This window comes from Chryseobacterium sp. JK1, from assembly GCF_050632815.1.
Lineage (GTDB): Bacteria > Bacteroidota > Bacteroidia > Flavobacteriales > Weeksellaceae > Chryseobacterium.
Genome location: NZ_JBODRU010000003.1, coordinates 383,024 through 407,378, shown reverse-complemented (window position 1 = coordinate 407,378; position 24,355 = coordinate 383,024). Strand labels below are relative to the sequence as shown.

The window sequence follows — 24,355 nt, the reverse complement described above, 5'->3', positions numbered from 1 at the left end:
AACTTTAGGTTTCTGTTTTTTACGGGCTTACATTCTAGTGATTAATCAAGTGTTAATCTTTTCAGAGACCAGGAGTTTCCATTATAGATATCCAGATCAACCTTGGCATTGATTCCATGAACGATTCCGTTTTCCGTAAACTGCCAGAAATCCCACTGATCATCTGGAGTAGGGGAAGGGACGTCGTTGTAATTGGCTAGCCATAAAGGGTATCCATCAAACTCACCTTTCAGAAAATCGTTATAATAATGATAGTAGGTGTAGATGATAGGTTTTACACCATAAGTGTCTTCCACAATTTTGCACCATATTTTCAGGTCTTCAACCAGTTTTTTATTGGTTTTCCGTTTAGGTACTTTTTCAATATCCAAAATAGGCGGCAGATCACCGCTTTCCAGTTTTACATTGGCCAGAAAATTATTCGCCTGAATCACAGGATCTTCATCAGCTCTGTAAAAATGATAAGCTCCACGGATCAGATCATGCTTTTTAGCGCTTTCCCAGAATTCATCAAAATGTTTATCTGCGCTTCGGTTTCCCATGGTAGCACGCATAACCACAAATTCTAACGGAATTGTTTTATTTCCAATACTCAGGCTATCCCATTTTATATCTTCTTTATTCTGATAATGAGAAACATCAAAACCATAGGTTTTATCAAGATTGCTGCTGAGAATTCTTTGGATCCGTAAGGCTTCCTTTTCACTGTTATGAAGCTTTTTATGTTTGAATTTATTAAAGTATAGCGCATAATAATAGCTTACAGACTGTTTCAGGTAAAAGCCGGTTCCCACTAAAGCTATTGCCAGTATTACCAATATTACCCATCTTCGGAAAAAATACTTCTTCCGTCTGTTCTTGTGAACTTGTTTGGCAGTTTTTTTGGTGTACTTTCGTGGTGTCATAAAGTTTTGCAAAACTAACTTTTTTCACTACTAAATGCTAAAATAAAATCAGTAAATTTGTGTATTATGGAAACACGCGAAAAAATCATCATTATAGGAGGAGGATTTGCGGGGCTGCAACTTGCAAAAACGTTGAATAACAAGAACAAAAAGGTTATTGTTCTGGATCGGATGAACCACCATATGTTTCAGCCGCTCTTTTACCAGGTAGCCTCAGGAAGGATAGAGCCTTCCAATATTTCTTTCCCCTTCAGGAAAATTTTTCAGCAATCCAGAAACACACAGTTCAGGATGACGGACGTCAGAGAAATAGATCCTGTACACAATAAGGTGATTACCGATGAAGCAGAATTTACCTACGATAAACTCATCATCGCAACTGGCTGTAAAACTAATTTTTTCGGAAACAAAGAACTGGAGGGAAAAGCCTTCGGAATGAAAAATACTCAGGAAGCCATCAGCATCAGAAATCATGTGTTGACGACCTTCGAAAAACTGATTATTGAAAAAAGCCGCAGTGATGACGGAAACTGGAATATCGTAATCGTAGGAAGCGGACCAACCGGTGTAGAACTTGCAGGAGCTTTTGCCGAAATGAAAAAAGATATTCTGCCAAGAGATTACCCATACATGAACTTCGACCATCTGAAAATCATTCTGGTAAGTTCCACGGAAAAGCCTTTGGCTGTTATGAGCCCGGAAGCTCAGGATAAATCGGAAAAGTATCTCAAAGACCTCGGTGTTACTTTTATGAGTGGTGAAGTGGTAACAGAATACGATGGTGATAAGGTTCATCTGAAAAGCGGAAAAGAAATCCCTTCCAATAACGTGATCTGGGCAGCCGGAGTTACCGGAAATGTGGTGGCAGGTTTTCCTGAAGAAAAATTGATAAGAAACAGATACATCGTAGACCGATACAATAAAGTACAAGGCTATGATAATATTTATGCCATCGGAGATATTGCCTATATGGAAACCCCAAAATATCCACAAGGCCATCCGCAGGTAGCAAACGTAGCCATTAATCAGGCTAAAAATTTAGGTAAAAACCTTTTAAAGAAAAATCACAGCGAATGGAAAGAATATGAGTATGAAGACAAAGGTTCTCTGGCTACCATAGGAAAGCACAGAGCTGTTGTAGATCTGCCATTCATAAAATTTCAGGGATTTCTTGCCTGGTATTTCTGGATGTTTCTCCATTTAATGCTAATTTTGAGCGTTCGAAATAAGCTGGCTATATTCTTCAACTGGATGTGGAGCTATATAAACAAAGATTCTTCTTTAAGATTAATTATTATACCTACTAAGAAAAACGGAACATTACAATGAGAATTGACATAATAAGCGTGCTTCCTGAACTGATGGAAAGTCCGTTTAAAACTTCTATTTTGAAAAGAGCGATGGATAAAGGACTGGCAGAAGTGCATTTTCACCATCTGAGAGATTGGGCAATCAATAAACATAGACAGATTGATGATGAACCTTATGGAGGAGGTGCCGGTATGGTGATGATGGTTGAACCTCTGGATAAGTGTATTTCCGAGCTTAAATCTCAAAGAAATTATGATGAAGTGATCTATCTGACACCAGATGGAGTTACTCTGAATCAAAAAATCGCCAACTCTCTTTCCATAAAAAATAATCTGATCTTTCTTTGTGGCCACTACAAAGGAATAGATCAACGTGTACGAGATCTTCACATTACAAAAGAAATTTCGATCGGAGACTATGTTCTTACAGGAGGAGAACTGGCTGCTTGTGTTCTTGCAGATTCTATTATCAGACTTCTTCCAGGAGTTTTAAATGATGAACAGAGTGCTTTAACCGACAGTTTTCAGGATGATCTTCTTTCTCCTCCTATTTATACAAGACCTGAAAGTTATAAAGGTTTAGAGGTGCCAAAAATCCTTCTCAGTGGCAATTTTGGTAAGATTGAAGAGTGGCGCCATGACGAAGCTGTAAGGATTACTAAGGAAAAACGACCGGATTTACTTTAATAACGTTCGAATGCCTATTTGTGCATTATTTTCAGTTAATTCAATTGAAAACGGAATAATTTTTGCATTATATTAAAATAAAAAGAAAAAAATTAACTTTCTTAGTTTAGGGTGAAAATTTTATTAGTTTTTTTTCTGAATTTTAAGATTTTTATATTTTGAATTTTTTATTAAAATATAACAAAAATTGAAAAATTAATTTGTGATAAATGAATTTGTTGGTGTTTTTTCATTACTTTTGACCTATTCGTTGTTGTATATTTATTTTTACGTAATGAAGGCATTCAATGGAATTTAAAAAAATAATAGCAGATTACATTCGAAAGACAAAGAGTTGACTAATTTAAAAAGTATAGTAATTAATGTTGAAGGAACTATTCTCTTTTTATAATGTTGAAAATTTATTTTTACCTGATCCTACACCTGTACATAAATTAGATCCTACCAGGTCAGGTTTAAGAAATTGGGATGAAAAGAGATATAAAAATAAACTTTTTAAGATTTCTCATGTTTTTCAACTGATGAAGGAAGAAAACGGTGTATTGCCGTTTATGATCGGATTATCGGAAGTTTCCGGAAGGCAAGTTCTGGAAGATCTTGTGGAAATGGAACCTTTTCATTCAGAATATGGAATTGTACATTACAACTCTATGGATGAAAGAAAAGTAGACGTGGCCATGCTATATGATAAAAACAAAGTAGAGGTGATGGATTCTGAAACCATTACTTTCTTTTTTGAAATAATAAATAAAAAAACAGGAATTTACGACACAACCAGAGATGTACTTTTTTCAAAAATAAAATATAAAGGGGAAATAATTAATGTTTTTGTCGCTCACCTTCCCTCTAAGCGCGAGAAAGATATCAACAAGCCTAAAAGAACCTTTATTATGAATGAGATCCGTCAAAGGATTATGAAAATTGTAGATGTTGATAAAGAACATGTTATATTGTGTGGTGATTTTAACGAAAACCCGGATGATGAAAATTTAGTACAAATTCTCTACGACAACGATCGTGAGAAGGTTCTGATGAACCCTTTTCAGAAGTTGTTTTCTACAAGAAATTATTCTACTTTTCATTATAAGTCTGGACTGCTGTATGATCAGATTATTATGTCAAGATCTCTTCTTGATAATAAAACACTGGCCTTTCAGGATGCTCATATATTTAACTCTGAAAAGATAAGAAGCAGAACCAGAAATTTTGAAGGACGACCTTTCCGAACTTATGCCGGTACCCGGTATTTGGGAGGCTACAGTGATCACTTTCCGGTTTTTGTTACCTTTAAAAGTATACAGTAAAAAAACATAAATAATAAAAAAACAGAAAATGAAAAATTCGAGTAACACAAGCTATCATTTAGATTCGATTGATAAGGAAATTATTTATATGTTGATGGATAATGCTAAAACCTCTTTGGCCCACATCTCTAAGAATGTTGGAATTTCCACAACTGCAGTACATCAAAGAATTAAAAAACTAGAGCACGCGGGAGTTATTGAAAACTCTATTTCATTCCTTAATCCTAAAAAAATCGGGTATAAGGTAATTTCCTATATTGGTGTGTTTCTGGACCAGCCAAGTCATTATCCTGATGTGGTAAAATCTTTACATGATATCAATGAAGTAGTAGAAGCCCATTATACAACAGGGAATTATACCATATTCCTGAAAGTTCTTTGTAAAGATAATGATCATCTGATGCAAATTCTTAACAAACTTCAGAAGCTTAAAGGAGTAACAAGAACAGAAACTTTTATATCTTTGGAACAAGGTATTTACAGACAATTGAAAGTATAACGATATGAAAATAGCCCAATATTTGGATTCAACTTACCTGAAAACGCCAGAACAATCAGGTATTTCCCACGAAGAAACACTTCAAAAAGACAAAGAATTAGCGCAGGAAGCGATTGATAACGGTATTTTTGCCGTCATGATCAGACCTGATTATGTAGCAGAGATCAAGAAATATATTCAGGAAAGAGATTCAAATGTTGCAGTAGGTACTGTGATAGGCTTTCACGAAGGAACGTATTCGGTAGAAGAGAAGCTTACAGAAGCCTCTAAAGCTATTGAAGACGGAGCTGATGAATTGGATTTTGTTATTAATTATACAGCCTATCTTCAAGGAAATATAACATTGGTAAAAAATGAATTTGTACAATGTACAAAACTGGCCTTAGATCATCATAAGATTGCAAAGTGGATTATTGAAATTGCCGCTTTAACAGATGATCAGATTGCAGATCTTACCAAAAATATTTCTGGATGGGCAGAAGAAAACTTCTCAGAAAACGACTTCTCTAAAATTTTTGTAAAGTCTTCTACAGGATTTTTTGCAACTACAGACGGGAAACCTAATGGTGCAACATTTGACGGAATAAAAATTATGCTGGATAATGCAGGAAAACTTCCTGTAAAAGCAGCCGGAGGAGTAAGAACACCCGAAGATGCTGAAAAAATGATCAGTATGGGAGTGAAAAGAATAGGAACTTCTTCAGCATTAGCACTTATTAAGGATGAATCTTCATCAGAAGGATATTAAAATAAAAGGAATTCAATCTTCAACCATAAAAAAACCATCAATTCATTGAGTTGATGGTTTTTTGCTTTTATATTTGTTCCTGGTATTCTTCGTAGAATTGTTGGGTTTCTTTAATTAAGCTGTCCATCTCTTCCATGGTAAAAACTTCAAGGAATTTCTTTCTGAATTCTTTAAAGTGAGGAATTCCTCTGAAATAATTGCTGTAATGCTGTCTCATCTCTACTAATCCCAATCTTTCACCTTTCCACTCTGTACTCCATTCAGCATGTTGACGCACTGCAAGCAATCGGTCTGCAATAGTAGGAGCAGGTAAATGCTCACCGGTTTTAAAGAAATGCTTAATCTCATTGAAAATCCAAGGATATCCAATGGCAGCACGACCAATCATGATTCCGTCACATGCGTATTTTTCTTTATAAGCTAAAGCCTTTTCAGGAGAGTCAATATCACCGTTTCCAAAGATGGGAATTTCAATATTAGGATTTTGTTTGATTCTGGAAATATGTTCCCAATCTGCTTCTCCCTTGTACATTTGGGCACGGGTTCTCGCATGGATCGTCAATGCTTTGATTCCCGTTTCCTGCAGGCGCTCTGCTACTTCATCAATATTAATACTGGTGCTGTCCCATCCTAAACGGGTTTTTACGGTTACAGGAAGGTGAGTGGAACTTACAACAGCCTTTGTAAGACGAACCATAAGGTCGATATCTTTTAAAACTCCTGCTCCAGCTCCTTTACAGACAACTTTTTTTACAGGACATCCAAAATTGATATCCACCAGATCCGGATTTACCGTTTCTACAATTCTTGCAGACATGGCCATCGCCTCTTCGTCTCCACCAAAAATCTGTATACCTACCGGTCTTTCATAATCGAAAATATCCAGTTTTTTACGGCTTTTGATCGCATCACGAATTAACCCTTCGGAAGAAATAAATTCCGAATACATCAAGTCTGCACCGTGCATTTTACATAAACGTCTGAACGGAGGATCACTCACATCTTCCATCGGAGCCAGCAAAAGTGGAAATTCCGGCAGTTCTATGTTGCCTATTTTTATCATGGTGCAAATTTACAAAATTCTCAACATAAGAAAATATGATATTATCTATTAGTATAAATGATGATTAATGTATATTATTTATTAGTTGATAATAAATTGTAAAGTATTGTAAATGAGTGCTTAGTTCTGATGGGTTATGCGAGTTACATCTATTTTCACAAGAAACTTTATTTGTAATTCTCAACAATTAGAAGCTTGCTTTTACCTGCATACTTCCAATATGAATCGTTCTGTCTCCCGAATTTCTTCCTTCGTAATTTAAATTTAATTGAATGAAAGAGTTTACAGCCTGTTGAATAAATACACTCCAAACCTGATTTTTTCCTGGTTTCAGACCATCAAGCATCTGGTTTCCTACAATACTGAAATTATTCCCTGTAAAGTTATTGCTGATAAAAGAGAAGTTCCCGCGGATAGATGTTTTTCTGCGCTCCCACTGAATGGTTCCTGTAACATCAAACGCTTTCAAAGATTCTTCACCATCAACCCTCTGTTTCTGGCGGAAGGCAGAAGAAAGCTCGGCCTGGATAGCGTCCGTGAATTTATAAGTTGCTTTAGGCTTGGTTTCAAAATTATTTAAACGATAATCTCTTGTGGCAAAAAGTTGCGATGAGTTTTTAATATCATGAACAGAGTTCTCCCAGTCTACCCTGAATTCTTTATTGAACCAATATCCAACATTCAGGAAATGGGAAGTCTGTTGTCTTTCCTCATTACTGTAATTGGCATTAATAAGGTTATCATTAGTTATGAGACGGTAGTTTCCATTCCACCCTGATTTATCGGTAGGGTTAAACTGTACCGAGGCTAATATATTTTGATTTTTGAGGATTTGATCACTGTTTTTTTCAAAAGGATTTAAAACCAGAACTTTATCTTTTTTATAGAATGAATTTTGAGAGTTCAATGAGATGTTGAAATTCCAACGCTTTAAAAATGCATTTTCCGAATTGAAAATAATGGCTGGATTCACAAATAAAGCCAGCTGCAACTTATTCTTATTAGAAGGGATATATCTTACAGAATTGGTGTAAACTCTGATGTACTGTGCAAGATCTGAGTATTCTGCGATTTCAAACTCATCAAGCTGCTGAATTCCATCTCCGTTGTAATCTGTCCATTTATATACACCCTGTCCATCCGTTACTTTCAGATATTGAAATTCTCTCTGTGCTTCCTGTCCGTTTCCAAGTTCGTAGAAAGCCTGAAGACGCATTCCGTTTCTGAATAACTGTTGATTGTAAAGAATATTTCCTACAACGAAATCATTGTTCCTTGATGTTGTATTGAGATCTGTATTTTGATAGAAGAATTTTCTATAATGGATAAGGGCATTTAAGGTTGTTTTTTCTGTTTTTATAATCTGACTCTCCGCCATAAAACCAAGAATATTGTTCATATTCTGAAGCTTATTATTACGAACGGAGTCGTTATCTCTCATATATATTTTGGCCAACAACTTTGTGCGGGTACTGTCACCTATTTTCTTTTGTACAAAAAGTTCTTTCCAGCTGAAACTTGTGACATCCATAAGTTGAGTATCATTGTACTTTTTCTCATTGTGTTCCATGCTGCCTCCAATGGCCCAGCTTCCTTTTTTACCGGTAAATTCCGTTGAGGCTCCACCTCGTATGAATTTGGTGTCCTGAAGCAGTGCATTTGTCGTAAGGAAAGACAAATTACCTTTCGTAAAGAACTTTCCACTGATCCAACCGAAGTCCAGATCATTCTTGAGACCTTTGTAAGAATTCTGTTCATTGAGATAATTCACACGGTAATTTAACGTAGATCTATTGTTCCATTTATTCAAAAAGCTAAAAGTGAATCTATTTTGTGTTTTTTGACTGAATTCTTGTGCAAGGTTGAAATCTCTGGAGAATTCTACATCATTGATTCGGTCCAGGATATGGAATTGTTTGTCGATATATTGATATTCAAAACTTGGAGTCCCTTTCCAGCTGTTTTTGCTAAAGCTTTTATTCCCGAAAATTCTCCATGCGTAGCCCATATTCTGATCAGAATCTTTTGAAGAGAATAAATTGACATCATAGTTACTAAGAGAAATATCTGCCCCTATTTTTCCTTCATTCAGTAAATACTCCGAGTTGAGGGAAAATACCTGTGATTTTTGTGGAGAAGGAAGTTTTCTTACTGCTTTGTAGTCTCCGGCGTTTGGTCCTACATATTCAAAAACACGACCGTTATTAGTAGTTTGTGCTATTTTATAATCTCCAAGATTGGCGCCGAAATAAGTAAAGGAAACCTGGTAAAGTGTCAAACTTGAATCGGTAGAAAATTCATAGAAATTTCCGGAAGGATTGAGGCGGTACAGAATCTTATTAACATCATATTCCGTTACCACTCCAGATGGAGCGTACATAAGATTGGGATCGTTTCCGGCTTCTGCCAGAATTTTTTCATCCTCTTTAGAAAGGCTTAAAGAAAGTGGGGCGTTCTTGTTATCATTTTCCATGAACCAATTGAAGCCTACTTTAAGTTTCTCTCTCTGATGTTCCAGTTTTCCTGTAAATAAATACCTGGAATAGTTTCTGTTGGCATAGTTATAGGAAATAGTGATAAAATTCTGTTGAAAAATAGGACGGAAACTGGTAAAAGTTACCTCTCCCGTATTGTAATTAATGATATAATCCTGATTTTCTCCTCGTTTCATCAGGATCCCGTCAATAAAAACCTGCTCTGATCCGGAAATCAGTGTGATAAACTGTTCTCCGTTTTTACCTGTCAAACGGTAAGGTCCCTGGTTTCCTTCTACCCCTTGAAAACGGATTCTATGGAATTCGCTTCGAGCAACACCCGCAGAAATATCGATGAATGTTTTGTTTTCTTTTCCAAACTCAGTCTGGAACTGAAGCCCCATACTTCTTCTCTGATATTTGGCAAAATAATTTTTGGATTCCACAAGATCCAGATGCCCTGCTCTAAGGATCGATTTTTCCTTAATATTAAGCTGCATATAGATTTTGTCAAATTCTTCCAGCGTCTGTGTATATCCATCAGCCTGAATGGGTAGATTGTGATCTGAAATACTTGCCAGAATTGTAACATCCTTAGAAAGACGTCCGGAAATCTGAAGATCCATGGAACTTTGTACAGACTGTCCCTGGTTATTTCCAAAGGTAATTCCACGAATAATGGAACCTTTGGAGTTTAATTCACCTAAAAATCTTTTTTTGTCATTTTTTGCCAGTACCGCTTCATCAATGATCACTTTATTGTTGGTTCGGATGAAATCCAGAGTATCTTTTACGAAAAGATCCTGCTCAAGTCTTGCGGCTAAAATACTATCTCTTTTAACGCTATCTTGTGGAATATTAGGGTTTTTCCACGAGAATACCTGAGCATTTCCCGAAAACATGCCTAAAAAAAACAAAACGAATAGGATAATAAAGTTCCTCAACTCCTGAAAAATAATTGGTAAAAATACTTAAAAAATACTAACAGCAACAGATTAACTATTATTAACAGAAAATTAACCTAAATATTGTGAAGTCGTGAAAAATAAACGTAATTTAGCCACCGAAATTATTAATAATTTAAATTTATAATCATGAAAAAACTTTATTCGTTTATGGCGACGGCTTTATTGGCTGTTACAACTTTTGCTCAAACTACGATCTTTTCTGAAAACCTAGGTGCAGGTGGTAATGGTGTTGCAATAACTGCTTATACAGGATGGCAGAATAATGCACCGATCGTTTATTCAGGAACAAGTGATGTTAGAAATACCAATGCTTCTTCAGGGTATGCTGGCGCTTCAGGATCAGGTAACATTTTATTTAATGCTTCTTCTGATACATTTATCATTAACGGAATTGATACTTCTGCCTATTCAGATATTCAGTTATCATTTGGGCATTTTAAAAACTCTAACGCTACTAGTACTGAACTTGCAGTTGCTGTAAGTACTGATGGATCAAACTGGACACCTCTTACTTATACAAGAGCTTCAGGAACCGGTACAGCTAACTCATGGGTTTTGATTACTCCTACTGGAACTATTCCTGCTACATCTAACCTATATATAAAATTTGATAGTTCTGCTTTCCCAGGGACTAACCCTCCTCAAATGAGAATTGATGATATTAAAGTAACTGGAAATGCTGCAACATTAGGAACTGCTAATGTAAACAAAGCTAAGAACGTTTTTGTTAAAAATACGATCGTAAACAATGATATTACTTTCGGAACTAAATCTGACGTTAAAATTTTCAATATCGCAGGTCAGGTTGTAAAATCTGCAACTGTTTCTGAAAATCAGTCTTTAAATGTTTCTGAACTTAAAGAAGGAACTTATATTGTAACTGGAACTGTAAACGGTAAATCTGTTTCAGAGAAAGTTATTAAAAAATAAACTATTAATTAACTAATCGTTAAATATATAACGTCATTCGATTTGAATGACGTTTTTTTTGTAGTTTTATGAAGTATTAAAAAAAATTATTTATGAAAAAGATTTTTACTATTTTAACAGCTACCGCTGCATTTACATTTTTTAGTGCTCAAAACCTGATTACCAATGGTGGGCTTGAAACTTGGACGGATGCATCTACAAAACCAGACGGTTGGTTTAGTATGGCGGGAGGAACTAAAGAGACCTCAATAGTACACAGCGGAAATAATTCAATTAAACTATCTCCTGTTTCTGCAAGTACAAATGGTAATTTGGATTTTGTAGATGTTGCAGTATCTGAAAATACGGATTATACTGTTTCATATTGGGTTCTGGATAATGATGCAAACGCGAGAGCCAGACACTGGATTCAGTTTAGAACTGCTACGGCGAATATCTCTCCTGGTTCAGGTAATCCTTTTCAGCCAGCTTCCTATACTACAGATAATCCAGATTGGGTAAATGTTACAGCTACTACAACAACTCTTCCAACAACAACTATTTTAAGACTTAGTTTAAGAGTATATGCTCAGAACAATGTTACTACCGGAGCTATTTATTTTGACGATATTGTTTTGGCACAAGCAGGTACTTTAAGTACTAAAAATGCAGAAATCCTTAAAAATAGCGTTAAACTTTCCAACACGCTTGTAAAGAATTCTTTTGATCTATATTTAACAGGTAATGCAGAGGTTAAAATCGTTTCTGCTACAGGTCAGATATTTGAAGACAAAAAAGTAAGAGATTTTGCAACTTTTGACGCATCAAAACTTCCTGTTGGAGTAAATTTTGTACAAATTTATCAAGGAGGTAATGTAATCGTTAAGAAAATTTTGAAACAATAATTACTTATACCCTATAAAAAAACCGCTATTTCATTGAAATAGCGGTTTTTTTATATAAATTATTTCTTAATTTACTGGTATTGTTTTTGTTATTTTGATAGCAGATTCATTTCTAAAATAATAACGATGAAAAAAATATTTACTATTGCCGGTTTACTACTGTTAAGTACCGTTTCAAATGCCCAGATTGTGATCAGTGAGATTTATGGAAGCAATGAAAATTTAGGTGCTAAACCGAAGTACAACTATATTGTTCTCAAAAATACAGGAACCAATCTGGTTTCTTTAACCGGTGCCAGTATACAGTACGCCCCGGCTGTTGGAGCTTTTACACAATATCATACATTACCGGATCTTACTTTGGGACCGGATCAGACCTATCTCATTCAGGAAGCTGTTATAGAAGATGGGACTGAAAATCTGCCTACGCCGGATTTTATAGCTACGGTTATCAATAATTTTGATGGAAGTATCAATACATCCTCGGGAATAAAAATTTCAGGAGTATCCGGTAAGGTTGCTTTGGCAGGAAATATTCTGCAGGTGACAGGGCCAACATCACCCAACGTACTGGATTTTGTAGGGTATGGAGTAAATGCAGATCAATATAAAGGAGATGAGCCTGCACCGTCTCCTACTATTACCACGATTATAAGAAAAAATGATAATATGGATAATGTCAAAGATCTTCTTTTTGAAGGAACGGTAAAGTCTGGTTTTGTACAGAATCCTTTTATTAAAGATGGTACCGTTATATTTGGAACGGAAGTAAAGGATGTAAAAGTATATGATACTTACAGACAAATGGTAAAAAAATCACCGACAAAGTTGGCATCAAGCTTAGATATTATAGAACTTCCGAGAGGAACTTATATTGTAACAGGAACGATTAACAATGTTCCCATTTCGCAGAAAATTATAAAAGATTAGTTTTATTAGCAAGGAGCGGCTCGTTTACTGAGCCGCTCATTTATTTTTTAATACCATCCTCTTCTCGCGGCATTAATAATTGATCCTAAATTAAGCACCAATGTATATCGAATGCGCTTTGCATAATCTTTGAAAGCTGGTTCAAAACCAAGGGAAGATTGTATAGGGAAGTAGATTTCTAAAAAGTCGGGAATAATTCTCACTTTAATTCCGCTATCCCATATAAATTTAGCAGGAAGATCTTTGTTTTTATAAATCCCCGCATCAGCATACACGTGGAATATTTTCCAAATACTGGAATCTACATTCGCAGAGGTAATCCATTGATTTACCGTTCCCGGGAGAAAAGATTTAAAACCACCGTCGGCAAGAATGAACTGCTGTGAAAGAAGTCCACTATTGGCACTTTCCCCTAAAAGAGTATAGGAAAAAGAGTAGTTGGAAACCCTGGAAATTCCATAATTGAAAAGATCGTTTCTGGTATCATTTCTCAGAAAATATCCTGCAAATAAACGTAAACTGAGTTTTTGCTTGGGAGCAAATTCCCATCGGTAAAATCCTTCAGCGGTTATTTTGTTGAAATCTTCCATTCCCTGTGTACTCAGGCTGAAACTTTTTTCGTGAATCATCTGACTGTCGCTGTACCCATATCCGATGCTCCATAAATTGTATTTGCTGTAATCATTATTGGCAGCCATGAGAGGACTGAGATCTCTTTCGAAATAATTATAAGAAAGACCTATACCCCTGCTCACCGTACTTCTCGGATTTTTTCTGAAATTGATTGAAGAAGACAAGGTTCCTTTTCTGTAAGCCAATCCATAGTCATAATGGAAATAGGCTCCGGAAACTCCAAAAGTCAGACTCCGTATAATACTTTCAGCAGGGAGGAAAGAGTAGGCGATCGCTCCTGAACCTGTTAATTTTCCTGTTCCAGTACTATAAGTAGGAGTTACTGAATACAAGAATTTCTGATCAAAGAAAGATTGGTTTTTTAAATTGACTCCTAAAAGGAATTTATCATAAGTGTTATTAAAACGTACTCTTGGGCTGATGTAAATTTCATTGTATTCCGGATTGGGAATATCTTTTATAAGCTTTAACTTAATTTTTTTTGTGTTGGAAAAAAAGCCTTTTGCATACAGGAAATTGTCTCTGTAATTGGATTCAGGGAAAATATAACCGTTATTTAGAGTGATTTTATAAATATTATCAGAAGAAGGAAGAGAAACATTGGTAATGTGCTGGTTTTCTTCAGTATCTATCCAATATTCTTTTTTTTCACCTTCCTTGGTTTCTGTTTCAAGCTTTACGGGGATAGCTGCATCTGTATTTTTTGCAATTCTGATCTGTAAAGAATCATTGTCCTTTCTGATGTGTTTCAATTTGAAATCTACTCTGTTTTTCTGTTTAAAAAAGTTGGAAAGATAACTTGTTGATTTATTTTTTTCAGATAGAGCCGTTAAAAATTCTTCAGGATTAATTTTCTTCCCGGAATTTTCAGCAATATACTTTTTAACAATATCATTAAAATTTTCATATCCTATTTTATCTGCCGAATAGTTGAATAGACTTCCGGTTTCAAAACTGCTGATGGCCATATCGTTGAAATTACTCAACACTGGAAATTCCTCCTCAATTTTCTGATCAAGATTTTGGAGCATGATATACTGATAGGCCAGTCCATAGCGGTCCAAAAGTTTTACTTTCGATGCATGGAATATTTTCAAGGGCTTAATGCCAAATATTTTTGCTTCAGGAAGAGTTCCTAAAAGTTGAGTATCGGTATAGAATTTTTTCAGATACTGAATTTCAAGATATGATTTGAGCCCGTTTTTAAACCAATGGCTTTTTTGTTTATCTGCAATGATATTTTCATCCAGAACTTTTTTGGCAATAATTCCAAAATAATCAAGGTCTGTTTTTTCGGCATCTGTAAACAAGGGAAATCTGAACTTCCAGAAAGTGATATCATTGTTTCCGAAAAAATCTTCTTTAGCCCTGAATTTATCAGAAATAAAAATACTCTTCGGAAGAGAGCCTATTTTTTCTTTGATGAATTTTAAATGTAAAGGAAGATAAAACTCCAGATTCTGTTTTTCTTCCGGCTTAAGATTGTATCCAAACTTTATTTCGGTATCAAATCCTTCTATATTGGTTTTAATGGAAGGGTATACATTCGTAGAGATCAAAAATTCAGGATCTGTATCCAGGTCACCTTTGAAAGAATTCATCTGTATCTGCGAAAGATTTCCTTCCACAAAAGTATCTGCGGGGATATCAAAATTGACGCTCCAGGAAGTATTGAAACTCACTGGTTCTTCAATATCGTGATAGTTTCTTTTGGAAATATTGTCCGGATCAAAATGATCCGGAACAATAAAGAAATATTTTAGTACCGTATTCTGCGGAGATGTTCCGTATCCTGTAAATTTCTTATCAGGAAGCTGCATTCGGTATTGTAGCTGTAAAGTGACCCTTTCTCCAGGTTTTAATACCTGTTTCAGAGGAATAAACAGATTTTCATCTGAAATTGTACTGATAGGAATGATCTCATTGTCTGAATTTTTAATATTCAGTTCGAAAAGTCTTCCCAGCTGGTTGGGTTTTGCAAAATGCAAATCATTATTTCGGTCTTCCAGTTTTCTGTAGACTAAAGAGGTTCCGCGTTTATTATAGGCGGAAACCCAATTCAGGAGTTTTATGGTATGAAGGTCTTTTTCGGAATGATTGTAATACACAATTTCCTGATTCACTTCAAGGTTCTTTTTGTCAGAAGACAATTTAGCTTCAATATATATACTGTCTTTCTGCGCAGAAACCTGTACAACTCCCCAAAACAAAATAAGACAAATGCTGATCTTTTTCAAATATCCGTGATAAAAACCAAATATAGCTTATTTTGTATATACTTTATACGATTTTAACCCTGAATTGCTTTTTTTTCTAAAGAATTAATATAAGCATTCCATCCTTCGTTTTTGTAAGTAACAGCTGCTTCCTCCGGATTTTCAGACTTATAAATTCCTCTTCCTACAATGATAAAATCAGTATGAAGAGTTTTGAAAACGTGCTCAGGTGTATTATACTGCTGACCTTTGCCATCTCCTGAATCTGCAAGATTTACTCCTGGAGTGAATAATAAAAGTTCTTCGGGAAGTTTATTCTGAGATACCCCTCCAATAACGTTAGGGTGCGACTGAGCAACTTTTAAAGCTTCTTCGCGATAGCTGGCAGTAGTCAAAGTTCCTTTGGAAGACATTCCTACAATAGCTACAACGCCTACATTATGGAAGCAATCCAATGATTCAAATCCTCCGATTACCTGTGAGGTTACAAAATCTGCCCAATCGGTAATTTTGAAAACCCCACTTGTAAACTGAAGTTCCTGTGTATTTCCGATATCAGCAAACTTTCTGTCTTCCATCAGTAAAAACTGATGTTTGGCAGCAATTGCTTTTAAAGGGCTAATTGTTTTTTCGTATTCAAAATCTGAAATAATATCAATATGCGTTTTTAAAGCAATAATGTGAGGCCCTACTTTTTCTGCAAAATCCAATAAGTCCTGAGTTGTTGTAACATCTGCAGATGCGATAAGGTTGGATTTTTTTTCCAGAGCTGTTTCCAGTAATTTTTTAGAAACAGAATGTTGTGCATTTTGAAGTTTCTCTTCATAAGAAAATCTGGTTTCTTCTTCAAACTGAATATGATTTCCTTGCAGGAAATCCTGGATTCTTTTTACCTCTTCATCCGATAATTCTCCGTTTTCCTGAAGAATATCACATACTTCCGAAATATTGAAAAGGGTATGTACTCTGTAACCTTTGCTTTCCAGAAGCTGCTTTCCTCCCTGTTCTCTATCTAAAACCACTACGATATCAGAAACTTTAAGGTCTTCCTGTTCTATTTCCGGGATGGTTTCCAGTAGAGACTTTCCTGATGTGATCACATCTTCTACCAAAAGACAGTTTTGCCCTTTCTGGTAAATTCCCTCAATCAGTTTTTTTGTTCCGTAGCTTTTAGCTTCTTTTCTTTTAATAATTAACGGAATATAGCTTTCCAGAGACATAGCCGTTGCCATAGGAAGAGCGGCATAAGGAACTCCACATATTAAATCGAAATTATCCAAAGGAAGCATTTCCAATAAATAATTAGCAAGATTTTTTAAGATTTTAGGATCAGAAGCCAAAGGTCTTAAATCTACATAAAAAGGGCTTTCAATACCACTTTTAAGGGTAAACCTTCCGAATTTGATGATGCCTAGCTTGTAGCACTCTAAGAAGAATTCTTTTTTACTTTCCATTATTTTTTATTAGATGTTGCAAATTTAACGATTTGAAATAAGGCTTAAAAATTTATCGTCTATTTATATAAAAAACCACCCTTGGATGTCCCAGGATGGTTCTTATAATATAATAAACTGTTATTTTATGATTTCGGCATCAATGACTTGATTACCATTGTATTTTTGTTCAACTTCCCACAGTAGAAACTTGTCCACTTCTTTGATGAGCTTAGGAATGGTTAAAGACAATACCGCCAGATCATCCATTACTCCAAGTATGGGGATGGCGAATTCCGGAAGCAGGTCAATAGGTGAGATGACATACAGGATTCCCAGTAAAGGCAGAATAATGTCTATGGATTTCATAGGATAAATTCCTCTTCTCCACATTCTGACCATTCTGAAAATATCAGGGATTTTTTTGACAAAGCCCTTGTGACTGATAGCTTCTTTTGCAAGATTTAATTTTGAATATTTCATTTTGTGTTTGGATTTAAATAAATTTTTCAATGCTATAAATTTCACAAATCCTGTACCAATAAATTATAAAATTTAGTTAAAAAAATTATTTGATAATATTGTCAATGAACTGATGCACAGTCTCTGTATTCCAATCTTTGGAAGCATCTTCTTTAATGAGAATTCTTCCGTTTTTGTCTAAAAGAAACGTCGTAGGAAACACTTTTGGAAGAATTTTTTCAGAAATAGGACTTTGTGCAATATATACAGGAACTGTATAATTGTTTTCTTTCAAAAATTTTCTGATATCTTCTTCCTTATCATTCATCGCAATGAGTACAAAATCTACATTATCTTTTCTGGAATCATACAGTTTCTGAATAGAAGGCCATTCTTTTCTGCATGGCGGGCACCAGGTTCCCCAAAAGTTCAGGAAAAGACCTTTATCCTTAAAATTTTTAAGGTTGGTACTTGGCGTATTGATTCCCTTAAGTTCTATATCGTAGTCATTTTCACTGATGTGTACTGCATTTTCAATGGTTGCAACAGGGAAAAATAGCTCCTGCAGTTTATTCCTTATTCCCGGAACCAATGCTACCACTGCTATGATAACCACTAATGCAAGATAAATGATGCTCTTTTTCATACTCTGCTTTTTATAGAAGATCTAAAATTTCCTGAACAGAATCCTTTCCTCTGTTTTTGGCATAATATATCTGCAGATCGTTGTAAAACGTTTCTTTTGGATATGCTACAGGATCTGCTTTGTATTTCATTAAAAGCTCATAACCGTATTTCGGACGTGGGCCCCATGAATTTTTTACATTGAAATCTTTATCCAGAATTAAAACTTTAGGGATTGATTCGGTACCGTTTGTTAAAAACTGGTTGATTAAGCTTTTATCACTGTCTCTCAGAAATACTCGAACCTCATTGTGCCCTTCAAAAAATCTGAAAAGAGCAGGTACTGTCGCGCTGGCATCACCACACCAGGCTTCGGAGATGATTAAAATCTTTCCGTCAAAGTTTTTGGCTTCTAATTCTTTCAGCTGATCTTCATTGGGAACGTATTTTTTTACCGTTCTGTCCATTCTCTGAAGCCCAAGCTCATAGTATTGTTTATAATCAGCTTCCTGTGCATTGGCAGGATTCTGTAATCTTTCGTTTGCAATCTGAAGGTATTCTTCAAAAGAAATTCCTTTATCCCAGTAATTTTTCATTACCAAAAATATTTATATTAAAAATTATTGATGTTTCTAGTTTTATTGATCAAAAACAGATCGGCCAGAACAAATGCTGCAAGGCTTTCCACTACAGGAACAGCTCTTGGAACCACACAAGGATCATGGCGACCTTTTCCTTCTACTACTACAGGATTTCCGTCTTTATCAATACTGTCCTGAGGTCTTAAGATAGTCGCTACAGGTTTAAAAGCAACACGGAAGTAGATATCCATCCCATTGGAAATTCCTCCCTGAATTCCTCCGGAAAGATTAGATTTTGTGGTGAAATCTGTATTAAAAGCATCATTATGCTCTTTTCCTGTCATTTTAGCACCGCAAAAACCGCTGCCATATTCAAAACCTTTGCAGGCATTGATATTCAGCATTGCTTTTGCAAGTTCAGCCTGAAGCTTAGAGAATATAGGTTCACCAATTCCTACAGGAACGTTTTTGATCACGCAGGTAATCGTTCCTCCAATGGTATTTCCTTCTTTTTTAATTTCCTTGATTCTGGAGATCATTTTCTCTGCCGTTTCAGCATCCGGGCAACGCACGTCATTGCTTTCGGTTTTAGAAAAGTCTAAGGCTTGGTAAGGTTTTTCACAAAAGATATCACCTACGGAAGACACGTAAGCGTTGATCTCAATATTAGGTAAAAGCTGTTTAGCCAAAGCTCCAGCGACTACCCAGTTCATTGTTTCTCTTGCAGAAGATTTTCCACCGCCACGATGGTCTCTGAAACCAAATTTCTGATCGTAAGTAAAATCTGCATGACTAGGACGATATGCACCTGCAATATGGTCATAATCTTTTGATTTCTGATTTTCGTTTTCTATGATAAAACCAATAGGAGTACCCGTAGTTTTGCCATCAAAGATTCCTGAAAGAAACTTTACTGTGTCGCTTTCTTTTCTTTGTGTAACGATTGCTGACTGGCCTGGTTTTCTTCGGTTCAGCTCATATTGAACCTGATTGAGATCTACCGTTAAACCTGCCGGGAAATTATTAATGATACCGCCGTAAGCCACTCCGTGACTTTCTCCAAATGTTGTAAGACTAAGAAGATTACCTAATGTGTTGAACATAGTACAAAATTACCTTTTTTTCTCGATATAATAAAGTTTCTGGATTTGTTCTATTTATCAGCGTTTTTGATATTATAGATAACTTTTTCTACTTCTTTTTTTTCTTCAGAAGTCATTCTTTTCCAGATAAACCCTTTTCTGATGTTATTTCTGTCTATAAGTTGTGGGAAGCCCCCTGCTTGTATATCATCTGAAATATAGCTTTCAGAAATAGCGGGAAGGGGAGTGTCAAAGTTGTAAGGATAGTTTTTGGAAACGTTAAATTTTAAATTCCCGACTTCAAAGCTGTTAAATTTATGGTATTCGTAGGTAGAAGGTTTATACAATTGTTCTTTTTTGAAGCCTGTCATAAAATTTCCCAGCCTGAAACTTGGAATATATTTTTGGATAAGCCCCGGAAAAGATAAAACTGAAATAATCAGCATACTAAAAAGTGAAAAAACAATGATTGATTTTCGTTGGGTAAAATACTCATGAAACAACACCAGAAAGATGACAAAAAATACATCTATGAAAAATCGGTATTGAGCAGAAAAAAATAGAATAAGGATACTTTTTATAACAATCGAAATACAGATTAAAGTGATAATTTTCTTTCTTTTGAAACACGTAAATACAGTAAAAGCCAGTAAACTCAATATGAAAATACTATTGATCTTGGATTTAATTCCTTCGAGTGTAAACCATTTTTTTATATAATCTCCCATTGAAAACTGCTGAATTTCTTCATAAGAATATTGCATATCATAGGTTTTCTGTACGGCAAACTGAGAAGAGATCTTTACTGCTTCCGGACTGGGTTTCCATAAAACACCAACATCTCCTATTGCTACGGGAAAGATGGGATAGCCAAATGTCCATATATTTTTAATGAAGAATAAAATAAGAATGCCCGCCCCGAAAAGAAGTTTTTTGAAACCTGGTTTTAAAATAACAATAGAATTTAGGAAAACCAATATAGGAAGCCATATCATCGTTGGCTTTATAGCAAATACAAAAGCTGAGTAAGCAAACAGAAATAAGGTGTCTTTATTTCCCGTAAGTATTTCGTTTAAAATAATGAGCGAAAAAATAATAACCGGAAGATCCGGACTTGGCGATTGAGAGAATAATAGTAAAATAGGTAAAAAACAAAGATGCACCCACCTTTTTTTTTCAATACTATAAATGGAATAAATAATCAGCAATACCGTATTTATTCTTAAAAACGGATCTGAGAAATTTGAAAATCCTGCCTGAAAAATATGCCAGATCGACATTTGTCCCAACGTAAGATCCAGATTGGAAATTCCTTTGATCAGTCCATATTCTCTGATCCATTTAATTGTCGGAACATAATACCCAAAATGATCTAATATAAAAGGATGAAAAGATCCTGCCAATAAAATAACCATTAGTAAGACTGTTCCCAGGTAATATTCTTTTTTTGAGAAACGATAAAAATCTTCGTACAGTTTGTCTTTAAAGAAATAGAAAAGTCCCAACGCCACCGTTGGAATTTCTATTATTATATTGATGGGAGTAAAGAATGAAATAACCGTCCATAAAATTCCTATTCCTAATATTCCAAGAAGAGCTTTTCCGGAAATGCCAGGAAATAGTTCGAATCCTGAAATTTTTTCCATCAGTCTGCTCCAACCTATTAAGACCGGAATAATAAAAATGGAAGATAAAAGAATAAGTATCATAAAAAAAGATTGCCTAAAAATAAGCAATCTTTATATTCTATAGTGAAAAATTATTCCTAACGTGGTTGTACTCTTCCGTCTTTTCTGTCCTGAGATCTACCAATAGTATATCCCGTGGCACCTCCTACAACTCCGCCAATTACAGCTCCCAATCCTCTGTTTTTCTTAGCAATCAGCGCTCCTGCAGCAGCACCTCCTACAGTACCAATCACAGTTCCCTTGGCAGCTTTACTCCAACCTTTTTTCTTGTTGGTCGCTTGTGTGGTTCCGCTTCCATTATTGGCATAGGCTCCGTTGCTTCCTGAACTGGAACTTCTGTCTCTGTATACGGTTCTTGTTTCCCGGATTACTTTTGGTTTTGAATTACTTTCAGCAATTGCTTTTGCCTTTTTACTTTCCGATATACTGTCTGCTGTTTTTTGAGCTTCATATACCAGTTTTTCTTTTTCAATGGCAAGTTTCTGTCTTTCTATGTCAAGCTGTCTGGCCTGGAATTCAAGTTTCTGCTCTTCCAGAGACTTCTCAGCTGTTCTGTCATCTTTCTTGCAGGCCGTTACCAAGAAAACGGATAAAAATCCTGCTAATACTATCTTTTTCATAATTCAAATTTTAATAAGCTTTAAACCAAACGGCTTTGATTTTAATTTTATTTCCAATTATGAAGCCAAATTTTAGTTAATAAATGTTAAAAATATTATTTAAATGGTATTATAAAAATAAAATATGACAGATTTTGTTTTGTTGATCGGGATTGACAGAAGCTAGGACGATATAATCTGTGTGTTGATAATATAGAGTTCATTAATAATTTTCACTCAATTCATATAAGTTGGCTACATTTGACTTACCAAATTATAATAATATGAAAAAATCATTTTTTACAGTTTCTGCTGTTGCAGGATTGTTGGCTGTCGCTACGTCTTTTTCTTCGAGGGATGTTATTGAAACTCCTGTGAAAAATTCTTTGGAAGTTCCTCACAAAGAATCAAAGACTCAGACTTTTAAAATCCGTTACGGACTTCTTTCTAAAAGTGGGACCAAATTACTTTCCGGAACTTATGACCTGGGAGGTTTTGTTGCAGAAAACACAACTAGTGGCGAATTGTATTTTAGTGAAGGTTATCGGTCTCTTCCTCAGTATTCTGAAGAAATTCCTGAGGGAGTATATGCTTTCTCCGGGATACAGGGGCAAGGTGGATGGGTTGGTTATGGAACAGTAATTGCTACAGTTTCTGAAGCGAATGTAGATGCAGAAGGATATATTACGGTATACATTCCTATTATGTGGGAAGAGTAATTTCTCTTCGCTTTCTTTGTAGATTTTCTTACGGAGAATTTTAAATGAAAGTCAATCGTTTGCTTTATTTTAACAGGTATTTTTTATGGTAGAACCTGATGTTAAAATAGTATGACAAAGCAATCTAAATAATATTCTGTTTGGATTTTTTCCAAATAGATTTTTTTTCATCATTTGTGTTTTTTAGACCTCCCTGTGGAGGTCTTTTTTTGATGATGAAAAATGAATCAAAGATTTGTATTCTCACATTTTCAAAGAAACTTTTATCCTTTTGATCAGGCGGTGAAGTTTGTGGGTCTGATAATTGAGAAGTTCATAGATTTCCCGTGAGTTGGTAAAAATTTCGGGAACAATCTTGTTGTTGATCTTTTGGATGCCTCTTCTTTTCATGGTTTCATGAATCACTTTTGCGAATGATTCTTTGGCATTCTGCTTGGCATCTTGTTGTGAGATTCCATTAGAATGCAATCTGTATAAGTATAAAGGCTCTTTAATGTATCTGATATTGCCATGTTCTAATATTTTGAGATAAAGATCCTGGTCTACTGCGCTCCTTAAGCTAGCATTAATGCCAGAGGTTTTATGATAAATTTCCCTTTTGAAAGCAAAGAAATGAGCAAATTGGGTAGGGCAATTGAAGAAATATCGATCATTATAGATTTCTCTCGTTTTTTCGAAAACTTTTTCCGGGATAAGATTATCATTGCAAAGCATCATTTGAGAATAGGTAGCAACAATATCTTTTTTGTGAATAAATTCATGAATGGTTGCTTCCAATGCCTCTGGGTAAAGTGCATCATCGGGATCCAAAAAAGCACAGATATCTCCTTCTGCATATTTCATACATTCTCTTTTTGTATAGCCACAACCTTGATTGACGGAGTTATGATAGAATTTAAATTGCGAATGATCTTTAATCAACGAATTAATGATTTCTACCGAATTATCCGTAGATGCATCGTCTACAATTATAACTTCCCAATTTCCATACGTTTGATTCATTAATGAGTCATAGCACTCTTTAAAATACTTTCCGTTATTATAATTGGCTATAAGTATAGAAAATTTTATCACAATATCTTGAATTAATTTCAAACAAAATTATAAAATAAAATAACAGAAAAATATATCATGGATCATCGTGATTTTAATTTTTTTTTAATATTTTTTAAAGATTATGTTTATTTATTTTTAGTATAGTTTGTTATATGTTTATAAGAATGGTATCGTATTTATGAATTGATTGATTTTAATTTAGAATGTGTTGACGTGAATATATTATAAGTTTTTTGAGGAAAATATTACTCTTATTAATGAATACTATCACCAATGATTTATCAGAATCGGATAATTAAAATAAGCAAGGTTTGATAGTAATATAATAATGAAGGTTATATTATTATAAAATAACATGAGTAGAATCATAAAATAACGAGAAAGTATAATGTAAGTTTGACTATTATTTAAGAAATCGAATAATTTTTATTTCTAATAAAAAATTTTTTCATCATTTGTGTTTTTTGAGGCCTCCATTATGGGGGCTTTTTGTATTCTTTTAGGTTTATTCCAATTCTTTACTTGTTATGCTTGGGTGTGGAAGTGATATTTTGTCTTTT

At 34.9% G+C, this 24,355-nt stretch carries 21 protein-coding genes; 9 read left to right on the top strand and 12 right to left on the bottom strand.

All coding sequences use genetic code 11. The features are described from left to right. Positions 1 to 41: 41 nt before the first annotated feature. Positions 42 to 905: a glycoside hydrolase family 25 protein gene (locus ACQ76T_RS18510; protein WP_431344730.1), complete on the bottom strand. Its 864-nt coding sequence runs from the start codon at positions 903 to 905 to the stop codon at positions 42 to 44. Positions 906 to 971: 66 nt separating this feature from the next. Here ACQ76T_RS18510 and ACQ76T_RS18505 point away from each other — a divergent pair, with 66 nt between their 5' ends. The 5 genes from ACQ76T_RS18505 (at position 972) to deoC (ending at position 5,453) form a co-directional block, all read left to right on the top strand. Further along, entirely contained in the window at positions 972 to 2,234 is a 1,263-nt protein-coding gene (locus ACQ76T_RS18505) for an NAD(P)/FAD-dependent oxidoreductase (RefSeq protein ID WP_431344729.1), read from the top strand. Next, positions 2,231 to 2,902 carry a tRNA (guanosine(37)-N1)-methyltransferase TrmD gene (gene trmD, locus ACQ76T_RS18500; protein WP_431344728.1) on the top strand — a complete coding sequence of 224 codons (672 nt, stop codon included), beginning with the start codon at positions 2,231 to 2,233 and terminating at the stop codon, positions 2,900 to 2,902. The genes ACQ76T_RS18505 and trmD overlap by 4 nt, the downstream gene beginning before the upstream one ends. A gap of 362 nt (positions 2,903 to 3,264) precedes the next feature. Next, a complete protein-coding gene (locus tag ACQ76T_RS18495; protein WP_431344727.1) occupies positions 3,265 to 4,206 on the top strand; it encodes an endonuclease in 942 nt (313 codons plus the stop codon). A gap of 28 nt (positions 4,207 to 4,234) precedes the next feature. Beyond that, positions 4,235 to 4,705, top strand: coding sequence for an Lrp/AsnC ligand binding domain-containing protein (locus ACQ76T_RS18490; RefSeq protein WP_047096673.1), 471 nt, complete (start codon positions 4,235 to 4,237; stop codon positions 4,703 to 4,705). Positions 4,706 to 4,709: 4 nt separating this feature from the next. Next, positions 4,710 to 5,453 (top strand): deoxyribose-phosphate aldolase, encoded by a 744-nt coding sequence (gene deoC, locus ACQ76T_RS18485; RefSeq protein ID WP_431344726.1) that lies wholly within the window; start codon positions 4,710 to 4,712, stop codon positions 5,451 to 5,453. A 67-nt stretch (positions 5,454 to 5,520) separates the two neighbouring features. Here the strand turns inward: deoC and dusB are convergent, their stop codons facing one another. Next, positions 5,521 to 6,516: a tRNA dihydrouridine synthase DusB gene (dusB, locus tag ACQ76T_RS18480; RefSeq protein WP_422694008.1), complete on the bottom strand. Its 996-nt coding sequence runs from the start codon at positions 6,514 to 6,516 to the stop codon at positions 5,521 to 5,523. A 187-nt stretch (positions 6,517 to 6,703) separates the two neighbouring features. After that, positions 6,704 to 9,892 (bottom strand): hypothetical protein, encoded by a 3,189-nt coding sequence (locus tag ACQ76T_RS18475; protein WP_431344725.1) that lies wholly within the window; start codon positions 9,890 to 9,892, stop codon positions 6,704 to 6,706. 192 nt (positions 9,893 to 10,084) lie between these two features. On the opposite strand from ACQ76T_RS18475, the gene ACQ76T_RS18470 reads away from it, so the two are divergent. The 3 genes from ACQ76T_RS18470 (at position 10,085) to ACQ76T_RS18460 (ending at position 12,702) form a co-directional block, all read left to right on the top strand. Next, complete coding sequence (locus ACQ76T_RS18470) at positions 10,085 to 10,888, top strand: T9SS type A sorting domain-containing protein (protein WP_431344724.1); 804 nt, start codon at positions 10,085 to 10,087, stop codon at positions 10,886 to 10,888. A gap of 92 nt (positions 10,889 to 10,980) precedes the next feature. Next, positions 10,981 to 11,772 (top strand): T9SS type A sorting domain-containing protein, encoded by a 792-nt coding sequence (locus tag ACQ76T_RS18465; protein ID WP_431344723.1) that lies wholly within the window; start codon positions 10,981 to 10,983, stop codon positions 11,770 to 11,772. A gap of 126 nt (positions 11,773 to 11,898) precedes the next feature. Continuing rightward, the gene (locus tag ACQ76T_RS18460) at positions 11,899 to 12,702 is read left to right on the top strand and encodes a T9SS type A sorting domain-containing protein (RefSeq protein ID WP_431344722.1); all 804 of its coding nucleotides are present in this window, start codon (positions 11,899 to 11,901) and stop codon (positions 12,700 to 12,702) included. A 47-nt stretch (positions 12,703 to 12,749) separates the two neighbouring features. Here the strand turns inward: ACQ76T_RS18460 and ACQ76T_RS18455 are convergent, their stop codons facing one another. The 8 genes from ACQ76T_RS18455 to ACQ76T_RS18420 form a co-directional block, all read right to left on the bottom strand. Continuing rightward, positions 12,750 to 15,572: an aminopeptidase gene (locus tag ACQ76T_RS18455; RefSeq protein WP_431344721.1), complete on the bottom strand. Its 2,823-nt coding sequence runs from the start codon at positions 15,570 to 15,572 to the stop codon at positions 12,750 to 12,752. Positions 15,573 to 15,625: 53 nt separating this feature from the next. Then, on the bottom strand, positions 15,626 to 17,005 hold the full coding sequence (gene pyrF / locus ACQ76T_RS18450) for an orotidine-5'-phosphate decarboxylase (protein WP_431344720.1): 1,380 nt from the start codon (positions 17,003 to 17,005) through the stop codon (positions 15,626 to 15,628). 120 nt (positions 17,006 to 17,125) lie between these two features. Beyond that, complete coding sequence (locus ACQ76T_RS18445; RefSeq protein WP_431344719.1) at positions 17,126 to 17,467, bottom strand: YkvA family protein; 342 nt, start codon at positions 17,465 to 17,467, stop codon at positions 17,126 to 17,128. An 85-nt stretch (positions 17,468 to 17,552) separates the two neighbouring features. Beyond that, positions 17,553 to 18,092: a TlpA family protein disulfide reductase gene (locus ACQ76T_RS18440; RefSeq protein ID WP_431344718.1), complete on the bottom strand. Its 540-nt coding sequence runs from the start codon at positions 18,090 to 18,092 to the stop codon at positions 17,553 to 17,555. Between the two features lie 10 nt (positions 18,093 to 18,102). Then, complete coding sequence (locus ACQ76T_RS18435) at positions 18,103 to 18,666, bottom strand: thioredoxin family protein (RefSeq protein WP_431344717.1); 564 nt, start codon at positions 18,664 to 18,666, stop codon at positions 18,103 to 18,105. Between the two features lie 17 nt (positions 18,667 to 18,683). Beyond that, a complete protein-coding gene (aroC, locus tag ACQ76T_RS18430) occupies positions 18,684 to 19,754 on the bottom strand; it encodes a chorismate synthase (RefSeq protein WP_431344716.1) in 1,071 nt (356 codons plus the stop codon). Positions 19,755 to 19,804: 50 nt separating this feature from the next. Then, entirely contained in the window at positions 19,805 to 21,442 is a 1,638-nt protein-coding gene (locus tag ACQ76T_RS18425) for an LIC_10190 family membrane protein (RefSeq protein WP_431344715.1), read from the bottom strand. Between the two features lie 56 nt (positions 21,443 to 21,498). After that, complete coding sequence (locus ACQ76T_RS18420; protein WP_431344714.1) at positions 21,499 to 22,041, bottom strand: YMGG-like glycine zipper-containing protein; 543 nt, start codon at positions 22,039 to 22,041, stop codon at positions 21,499 to 21,501. A gap of 263 nt (positions 22,042 to 22,304) precedes the next feature. Here ACQ76T_RS18420 and ACQ76T_RS18415 point away from each other — a divergent pair, with 263 nt between their 5' ends. Continuing rightward, on the top strand, positions 22,305 to 22,739 hold the full coding sequence (locus ACQ76T_RS18415) for a hypothetical protein (protein ID WP_431344713.1): 435 nt from the start codon (positions 22,305 to 22,307) through the stop codon (positions 22,737 to 22,739). A 243-nt stretch (positions 22,740 to 22,982) separates the two neighbouring features. Here the strand turns inward: ACQ76T_RS18415 and ACQ76T_RS18410 are convergent, their stop codons facing one another. After that, entirely contained in the window at positions 22,983 to 23,813 is an 831-nt protein-coding gene (locus tag ACQ76T_RS18410) for a glycosyltransferase family 2 protein (protein WP_431344712.1), read from the bottom strand. Positions 23,814 to 24,355 lie beyond the last annotated feature (542 nt).

Bases quoted from the DNA above. Each gene is read 5' to 3' on its own strand.
- ACQ76T_RS18510 (WP_431344730.1), bottom strand. From the start codon at position 905: ATGACACCACGAAAGTACACCAAAAAAACTGCCAAACAAGTTCACAAG.
- ACQ76T_RS18505 (WP_431344729.1), top strand. From the start codon at position 972: ATGGAAACACGCGAAAAAATCATCATTATAGGAGGAGGATTTGCGGGG.
- trmD (WP_431344728.1), top strand. From the start codon at position 2,231: ATGAGAATTGACATAATAAGCGTGCTTCCTGAACTGATGGAAAGTCCG.
- ACQ76T_RS18495 (WP_431344727.1), top strand. From the start codon at position 3,265: ATGTTGAAGGAACTATTCTCTTTTTATAATGTTGAAAATTTATTTTTA.
- ACQ76T_RS18490 (WP_047096673.1), top strand. From the start codon at position 4,235: ATGAAAAATTCGAGTAACACAAGCTATCATTTAGATTCGATTGATAAG.
- deoC (WP_431344726.1), top strand. From the start codon at position 4,710: ATGAAAATAGCCCAATATTTGGATTCAACTTACCTGAAAACGCCAGAA.
- dusB (WP_422694008.1), bottom strand. From the start codon at position 6,516: ATGATAAAAATAGGCAACATAGAACTGCCGGAATTTCCACTTTTGCTG.
- ACQ76T_RS18475 (WP_431344725.1), bottom strand. From the start codon at position 9,892: ATGTTTTCGGGAAATGCTCAGGTATTCTCGTGGAAAAACCCTAATATT.
- ACQ76T_RS18470 (WP_431344724.1), top strand. From the start codon at position 10,085: ATGAAAAAACTTTATTCGTTTATGGCGACGGCTTTATTGGCTGTTACA.
- ACQ76T_RS18465 (WP_431344723.1), top strand. From the start codon at position 10,981: ATGAAAAAGATTTTTACTATTTTAACAGCTACCGCTGCATTTACATTT.
- ACQ76T_RS18460 (WP_431344722.1), top strand. From the start codon at position 11,899: ATGAAAAAAATATTTACTATTGCCGGTTTACTACTGTTAAGTACCGTT.
- pyrF (WP_431344720.1), bottom strand. From the start codon at position 17,005: ATGGAAAGTAAAAAAGAATTCTTCTTAGAGTGCTACAAGCTAGGCATC.
- ACQ76T_RS18445 (WP_431344719.1), bottom strand. From the start codon at position 17,467: ATGAAATATTCAAAATTAAATCTTGCAAAAGAAGCTATCAGTCACAAG.
- ACQ76T_RS18440 (WP_431344718.1), bottom strand. From the start codon at position 18,092: ATGAAAAAGAGCATCATTTATCTTGCATTAGTGGTTATCATAGCAGTG.
- ACQ76T_RS18435 (WP_431344717.1), bottom strand. From the start codon at position 18,666: ATGAAAAATTACTGGGATAAAGGAATTTCTTTTGAAGAATACCTTCAG.
- aroC (WP_431344716.1), bottom strand. From the start codon at position 19,754: ATGTTCAACACATTAGGTAATCTTCTTAGTCTTACAACATTTGGAGAA.
- ACQ76T_RS18425 (WP_431344715.1), bottom strand. From the start codon at position 21,442: ATGATACTTATTCTTTTATCTTCCATTTTTATTATTCCGGTCTTAATA.
- ACQ76T_RS18420 (WP_431344714.1), bottom strand. From the start codon at position 22,041: ATGAAAAAGATAGTATTAGCAGGATTTTTATCCGTTTTCTTGGTAACG.
- ACQ76T_RS18415 (WP_431344713.1), top strand. From the start codon at position 22,305: ATGAAAAAATCATTTTTTACAGTTTCTGCTGTTGCAGGATTGTTGGCT.